At 63.0% G+C, this 7,033-nt stretch carries 4 protein-coding genes and 1 pseudogene; 3 read left to right on the plus strand and 2 right to left on the minus strand.

The genetic code is table 11. From position 1 onward, the window contains the following. Nucleotides 1–325: 325 nt before the first annotated feature. Nucleotides 326–1,338: pseudogene (locus D2K64_RS22510) on the plus strand (DUF4917 family protein). Nucleotides 1,339–1,726: 388 nt separating this feature from the next. Here D2K64_RS22510 and D2K64_RS22515 read toward each other — a convergent pair. Both D2K64_RS22515 and D2K64_RS22520 read right to left on the minus strand, forming a co-directional pair. After that, nucleotides 1,727–2,841, minus strand: a protein-coding gene (locus tag D2K64_RS22515) for an IS3 family transposase (protein WP_120010624.1) whose coding sequence is annotated in 2 segments (ribosomal slippage) — nt 1,727–2,595 and nt 2,595–2,841 — 1,116 coding nt in all. Because the reading frame shifts where the segments join, the coding sequence is not laid out codon by codon here. 273 nt (nt 2,842–3,114) lie between these two features. After that, nucleotides 3,115–4,137 carry an Ldh family oxidoreductase gene (locus D2K64_RS22520; protein WP_120010625.1) on the minus strand — a complete coding sequence of 341 codons (1,023 nt, stop codon included), beginning with the start codon at nt 4,135–4,137 and terminating at the stop codon, nt 3,115–3,117. A 799-nt stretch (nt 4,138–4,936) separates the two neighbouring features. Here D2K64_RS22520 and D2K64_RS22530 point away from each other — a divergent pair. Continuing rightward, on the plus strand, nt 4,937–6,538 hold the full coding sequence (locus tag D2K64_RS22530) for a PAS domain S-box protein (protein ID WP_162306239.1): 1,602 nt from the start codon (nt 4,937–4,939) through the stop codon (nt 6,536–6,538). Nucleotides 6,539–6,706: 168 nt separating this feature from the next. Beyond that, nucleotides 6,707–6,898, plus strand: coding sequence for a CsbD family protein (locus tag D2K64_RS22535; protein ID WP_120010628.1), 192 nt, complete (start codon nt 6,707–6,709; stop codon nt 6,896–6,898). The last annotated feature ends 135 nt before the right edge of the window (nt 6,899–7,033 follow it).

Below are 7,033 nucleotides of genomic sequence, written 5' to 3' on the forward strand. Positions count from 1 at the left end.
ACCGCCTGCGGCTGGCTACATGATCCGTAACCCAACTATCCCACTAGCAGCCGACCCAAACCCGACAGGCTGCTAGATTGATTGCAAACATGTTTCAGCACTGCAGCCAAGGGATTGGAGTGGTGATTAGGTTCGGCGAAGCGCGAGCCGCTGAACCCGGTCACTTTCCGCGCGCCTGGGGCTGAAGGGAAATCTTCACCATTTATCTTGGCCCTACCGGGGCGGCGGACCGGTAATCTGCCTGCTTTCGAAAGAAGCCCGCGCAAGGCGCGGCAGAAAGGGTTTGAGCAGACAAGTGGTCGAAGTTGTCTCTTTCGAAGCCGCCATGGAAGGCCTCAACGGGGCCAAGAAGCGTCACCTGCTACTGGGCAATGGCTTCAGCATTGCGTTGAAACCGAATATCTTTACGTACGGCTCTCTATATGAGAATGCGGACTTCAGTGCCGTTCCGCACGTTAAGAAGCTCTTCCAGGCGCTTGGCACCCAGGACTTCGAGGTGGTGATCAAGCATCTGCAGGACGCCGCGCGGGTGGTCGAGGTCTATCGCCCTTCGGCGAAGACGCTCGCAAGGCGGCTCCGGAACGACGCAGCTGCCATCAAAGATGCCCTTGTGACAGCCATCGCCAAGCGGCATCCGGATCGACCCTACGATGTCACGGCGGAGCAGTACGCGGCCTGCCGCGCATTCCTCGGCCGCTTCGATCACCTCTTTACGCTGAACTACGATGTCCTGCTCTACTGGGCGCTGATGCAGGAAGAGGTGGACGAGCGGGTCTTCCGCCACGACGACGGCTTCCGCCATCCGGAGGACGAGCCCGACCAGCCATGGGTCTCCTGGCAGCAGGGCAACTCCGCAACCGTGTCTTACCTGCACGGCGCTCTCCACCTGTTCGACGCAGGCTCGGAGATCACGAAGTACACCTGGTCCAAGACCGACAAACCTATCGTCGAGCAGATCGGGCGTCCCTGGAGGAAGAGAAGTACCCGCTCTTCGTGGCGGAAGGGGAAAGCAAGACCAAGCTCGAGCGCATCATGCACAGCGGCTACCTGCACAAGGCGCTGCGCAGCTTCGAAGCCTGCTGCGCCCCGTCGGGCAACGCGGTGGTGGTGTTCGGTCATTCGCTCGCCGCAAATGACCGGCATGTCCTCCGGTGCATCGCCAAGGGCGCCTGCAGCGACCTAGCCGTAAGTTTGTTTGGCGACCCGAACTCGAAGGGGAACCGCGAGGCGATCACCAACGCCCTGGCGATCCAAGCTCAGCGCGGCCCAGGGAAGGGGAAGCGGCCTTCCCTGAGGCTCACCTTCTACGATGCTGCGTCCGCGCGGGTGTGGGGGTGAGCCATTGTCACGGTATCCTTGTCGGGGAGGGGCCTTCCTCGTCCGGCAAGGAAAACTGCGGGTGATTTGGTGAGCCCGCTCCTTGGCGATTAGCGACGCCCGATGAGCTTCGCTGGGGGGATCGGCGGGCGCGAGGGTTTCAGGATCACGCCCTAATCCGTCACTGCGACCTGCGCCGCGGGGTAGCCGGCGAAGCCAACTCCAACGCTTGCGATCACTTCGACTTGAAATGGTAGAGTTCCTTGTAGCTGGTGCCGAACTGCGCCTTCAACGCCTTCAACGCCTTCAACGCCTTCAACGCCTTCAACGCCTTCAACGCCTTCAACGCCTTCAACGCCTTCAACGCCTTCCAGGTGACCAGCTGACCCTGCCCCCTACGTGCCCTCATTCATAAGCAGAGTCCGTTGTCCGTATGCCCCTGGGTAGGGCGGGTTGCAAAGGCTGCTGGGGTGAGCCCGCCCAGGCTCGTGTGTGGGCGTGCCGTGTTGTAGTCGATCCTCCATGCCTCGATGATCCGGCGCGCCGCGGCCAGGCTGCTGAACAGGTGCTCGTTCAGGCATTCGTCCCGGAGCCGGCCGTTGAAGCTTTCCACGAACCCGTTCTGCTGCGGTTTGCCAGGTGCGATGTAGTGCCACAGCACCGACCGCTCTTCCTGCCAGTGTAGAATGGCGTGCGAGGTCAGCTCCGTGCCGTTGTCGCTGACCACCATGGCCGGGCGGCGGCCGCGCAGTTCGATGATGCGGTCCAGTTCGCGGCCAACCCGCAGGCCGGACAGCGACGTGTCCACGACCAGGCCGAGGCACTCGCGGGTAAAGTCATCCACGACGGTCAGCACCCGGAACCTTCGTCCACTGGTCAGCGCGTCGGACACAAAGTCCAGCGACCAGCGCTGGTTCGCCGCCTTCGGCAGCGCCATGGGTGAGCGCGTGCCCAGCGCACGTTTCCGGCCACCCCGCTTGCGCACGCCAAGCCGCTCCTCTCGGTAAAGCCGGAACAGCTTCTTGTGGTTCAGCAATACACCCTCCCGGGACAGCAGGATGTGGAGCTGCCGGTAACCGAACCGGCGGCGCTCACCGGCCAGCAACCGCAGCCTGGCACGGATCTGACCGTCGTCAGGTCGCTTGGAGGCATACCGGTAGGTCTTCGGTTCCAGCCCGACCAACCCGCACGCCCGCCGCTGCGAATAACCCTTCTGCTCCGTCGCCCAGGTCACGGTCCTGCGCCGCGAGCCGGGCATCAGAAGTTTTTTGCCAGCATCTCCTTCAGCGTCGCCACATCCAGCATCTGCTCCGCCAGCAGCCTTTTCAGCTTGGCGTTCTCCTCCTCCAGCCCCTTCAGCTTGCGGGCATCCGACACATCCATGCCGCCGTATTTCGACCGCCACGTGTAGAACGTCGCGTCGCTGATGCCGTGCTTGCGGCACAGATCGGCCGCGGTCGCACCTGCCTGATGCTCCTTCAGCACGCCAATGATCTGCTCCTGCGTGAACCTCGATCGCTTCATCGTCCGTCTCCTGTTGACGGACCCTAACTTCAGAACGCGGGCATTTCAGGGGGCAGGGTCAAGGTGGAGAATGCCCCCGGGTTTGGACGTGGCTACGGCCTCGCCCGTTTCATTGGCCAGACGCAAGGATCGGCAGGCAGACCCAAGGCCGGCAGACCGCCAGTTTTGCTTCTGCGAACTAAGCAGATTGGGACGAGGACGAGTCCGGAGCGTCCAAGCTTCCCGTGCAGCTGCCTTGACGGGAACGACTACATCGACGCCGCCGATCCGAAATCAGCAGAGTTCCAGAAGCTGGTCATACAGAACACGAGGGATGCAGATCCCTTGTGCTAGACTCCGCTGCCGGGCGGCATGGCGGCGTGTGCCTGGAAGGCGGGCAGGCTGATGCTGCTCTGCCAAGGATGTCAGCCATGCATCCGCATCCTCCATCTTGCCAGGGCCCCCGCCGAAATGACGGGGATCGATGGCAAGCATCAGATAGCCGCCGCGCAGGGGTCCTCCGTCATGCGTATCGATGGCCAAAGCTTCGGCGCTCCGAAGATCCCCGATCAATGGACCCGCGAGCAATTCCACCATAAGGCCGAGAGCAGCTCCTTTATGGCCGCCGAATGGCAGGATCGCGCCGTTCAACGCATCGTCCGGGTTGGTCGTGAGCGCTCCCTCCCTGTCCACCGCCCACCCGGGCGGGAGAGGCATCCCGCTTCTACGGCGAAGCTCGATCTCACCCTTCGCAACGACGCTCGACGATAGATCGAACACGAATGGCTTCCGGCCTGCGCCGCGAGGAAAGGCGAAGGCAAGGGGATTGGTCCCGAAGGCGGGAGCGGAGCCGCCTGCCAGGGCGACGTTATGAGCCCCTATGGTGCATGACAATGCCACCATTCCGCTCTCCGCCAGCCTTTCAACGTCCGCCCAAAGGGCCGAGAAGTGATAACAGTTGTTCAGGGCGAGCGCCGCTAGGCCGAACTGCCGGGCCTTATCTACCAGGAGCGGTTGTCCAGCCCGGAGCGGGTAAAGCGCGAAGCCGCACCTGGCATCCATACGCACGACGGCGCCCGCGCTGGCCGTGACTTCTGGCTCGGCTCGAGGAGCGACTTTCCCAGACCGAACCGCCTGCACGCATCCGGGAATACGGTACAGGCCATGAGATCGTGCTTCGTCGGCTTCTGCCAGTGCCACGACGTCCGCCATCGCATCGGCATGCTCGCGACTGATCCCGCAATTCAGTAGCGGCTGCTCGGCTAATTGGCGAACCTCGTCGAAGGACAGTCTGATGTTATCCGTATTCGTGGCCATCGCAGTCTCCCAATTTGCCCTCGATGGATAATGCGCCAGCGGCGCGGCGTCAGCCAAGACGCAGTGACCGTTTCGCCGTAACGCCACGATCAGGGAAGGTTTCGGAAGAAAGCAGAGCCGCGCACCTCTTGGACTAGGGAGGGATTATAGGCCGCCAACAAGGATCGACGAACCTGTCCTGCTGGAGGAGGCGGGAATTCTCGTCTCGCTGTCTGAAACGCCGGAAGGGGAACCACTGTTACCCTCAGCGAGGCGGCGGAAGGCGGGCCGCCCTTGGCGGCAGCAGGAGTGTTTGGCTCTCGCCGACGCAGAAAGGGCCTTCGGTCCGACACCGGTCTTGTACATAGCAATAAGAGGTTTCGAGATGGCAGATCCGGAAAATCGCGAAAGTGTAGAGAGTGAGAGTGGTGGTTCCGGGTACGCACGCCCGTCTAGTGTGGGCCCACATGATGTGAAGAGGGATCAGATCGATCCCAACAATCCGGGTTTGGATCCGGCCGATTACAACATGAAACCGGGCGACAACAACAATCGGAACGCTGCGGATCCCGGGCCGGGTGGTCCTGTGAACATCAAGGTCAAAGGCCAGGATGAGGCGGAAATCGTTCCAGAGACCGGCCGCCCACGAACAGGCGGGTAAGCCGAGGCGGCGTCGGCTGCCGGGCGCCTAATGGGCGACGCGGCCTGCCGACGCTGCAAAACTCGCGACTGTCTGCCCGTCTATGTGTGAAGCAGGCGGTGACGAGCAATGACGTTTGCCCTCGTGCCGCATCTCCGAACAGAACCACGAGGAGGGCCGATGTCACAACAGGAAGCAGAGGCGCCGGCCGCGCACTCTTCATCAGAGGCCAGTCTCCCTTCCCATGCCGATGCCAGTCATTGGCAGCTACGCCTCATTCTTGCCGCGCTGCAGGACGGTGTCATCCTGATCGAGCCGGATCAAACGATTTCCTGGGCGAATCAGGCTGCCCTGAAGATGCATGGTGTCCAGGAGATCGCCGGCCTTGGCCACACCGTTTCCGACTATCGCGCACGGTTCGAACTGCGGGACCGGAGCCAGCGCCGGCTTCCCGCAGGCACCTATCCCATGGAGCGGGTGCTCTCCGGGGAAGCGTTTGACGAGGTCGTGGTGGATGTCTATCCGGCTGGCACTGACGAGGCGCTGTGGACCCACCGCATCCGCAGCCTGGTGCTGACCGACAGCCACGGCCTTCCGGATTGCCTGGTGCTGATCGTGAACGACGAGACGGATCGCTTCGAGGCGGAGGAACGCTTCGAAGCCACCTTTGCCGCCAACCCCGCGCCCGCCGCCATCCTGCGACTAGCCGACCATCGCTTTGTCAAGGTCAACCAGGGATTCCTAGAGATGAGCGGCTACGAGGAGCAGGAAGTGCTCGGGCGCTCGGCCTATGAAGTCGACGTGCTGGAGGACGCCGCGCGGCGGGAACTCGCGATCGAGCGACTACAGCAGGGCTGCACCATTCCACAGATGGAGGCCACACTGCAATTGCCGCGGGGCGGTGAGAAGCGGGTCATCGTCGCGGGGCAGCCGATCGAAATCGGTGATGAGCAATGCATGCTGTTCACCTTCGTGGATATCGAGGCGCTCCGGCAAGCCGAGGAAGCGCGGCACCAGAACCACCAGGCGTTCCACCTTCTGCTTGGACTGATTCCTGTTCCGGCCCTTGTGAGCAGCGTCTCAGAAGAAAGGCTCCTTCAAGTCAATTCCGCTTTTGAACGGGCAACCGGGATCACCGGGCAGGCATCGATGGCGTGGGACGACGCCCGGTTCTGGGGCGATGCGATGGCTGCGGCCGAGCTCAGGGAGCGCCTCGATCAACACGGGGAGGTGCATGGACACGAAGTTCGTCTCAGATCGGCTGATGGAAGCCTGATCCCATTCCGCGCCACGGCCTGCCAAGTGACGTGGGAAGGCAAAGACTGCGTCATCATGATTTTGGAGGACGTCGCGGAGGAACGCCGGTCGGAAGCGGAGATCGCGGCCGCCCTCAGCGCCGTGATGGAGGACACCTCATGGCTCGCCGCCGCCGTGCAGGCCAAGCTCGCGCAGCTCCGCCGGCCGGACCTGGCCGACAACGCGGTCGCGACCGAGCCTGAGGAATTATCGCCGCGCGGGCGCGAGGTGCTCGGGTTGATTTGCCGTGGGGCCGACGACGGAGAGATCGCTGACCGACTTGGCATCGCCCGGAACACGGTGCGGAACCACATCAGTGCACTGTTCCGCAAAGCGGGGGTCGGCAGCCGCGCCGGCCTTGTCATCTGGGCGCGGGAACGCCGCTTTGATGGAGGTCCACGGGATGGCCTCCCGTTGGGCGAGTTGCATGCAGGGCGTCGGCCTGGCGGCACGATCCGGAAGCCTGACGGGAAGCCTTTCGCCTGACATCTGGTCTTCCCGCACTAGTTCCTAGTGCAGCTGCTTCATCGAGGTCCGGTGCTCAGGCCATTGATCTTCGGGAAGCGCTCAACCGATGCGGCGTTCATCGGTTCTTCCGTCGACGCCACACCGATGCCCTGCGGCGACAGGCTGGCGCCTAGGAGGAGCTGTCGGATGAATGATCATCCCGAACCCGAGACGGCCCGGCGCGCCAAAGGCTCGGTCAAGGAAGCCATCGGCAAGCTGACCGGCAATACACGGGCGCAGCTTGAGGGTGCCGCTGAGAAAGCCGAGGCGGAGGTCCGAGCAGCCGCAGACCGTCCGGCGGCTGCCGCCGACACGGGTTCAGGCAGCAACAGGAAGTAACCCCACTTCCCGAAGCCGGGGCCGGCATGTGTCGCCATTGCCCAACTCAATCCGGTCAGCATTCGATAATGACTGCTGGCTGGCCAGCATGATCGAGGAAGAAGCAGCATGATCAATCAAGGTTCTTCGGCGGGG

This window comes from Teichococcus vastitatis (assembly GCF_003604215.1).
Classification (GTDB): domain Bacteria; phylum Pseudomonadota; class Alphaproteobacteria; order Acetobacterales; family Acetobacteraceae; genus Pseudoroseomonas; species Pseudoroseomonas vastitatis.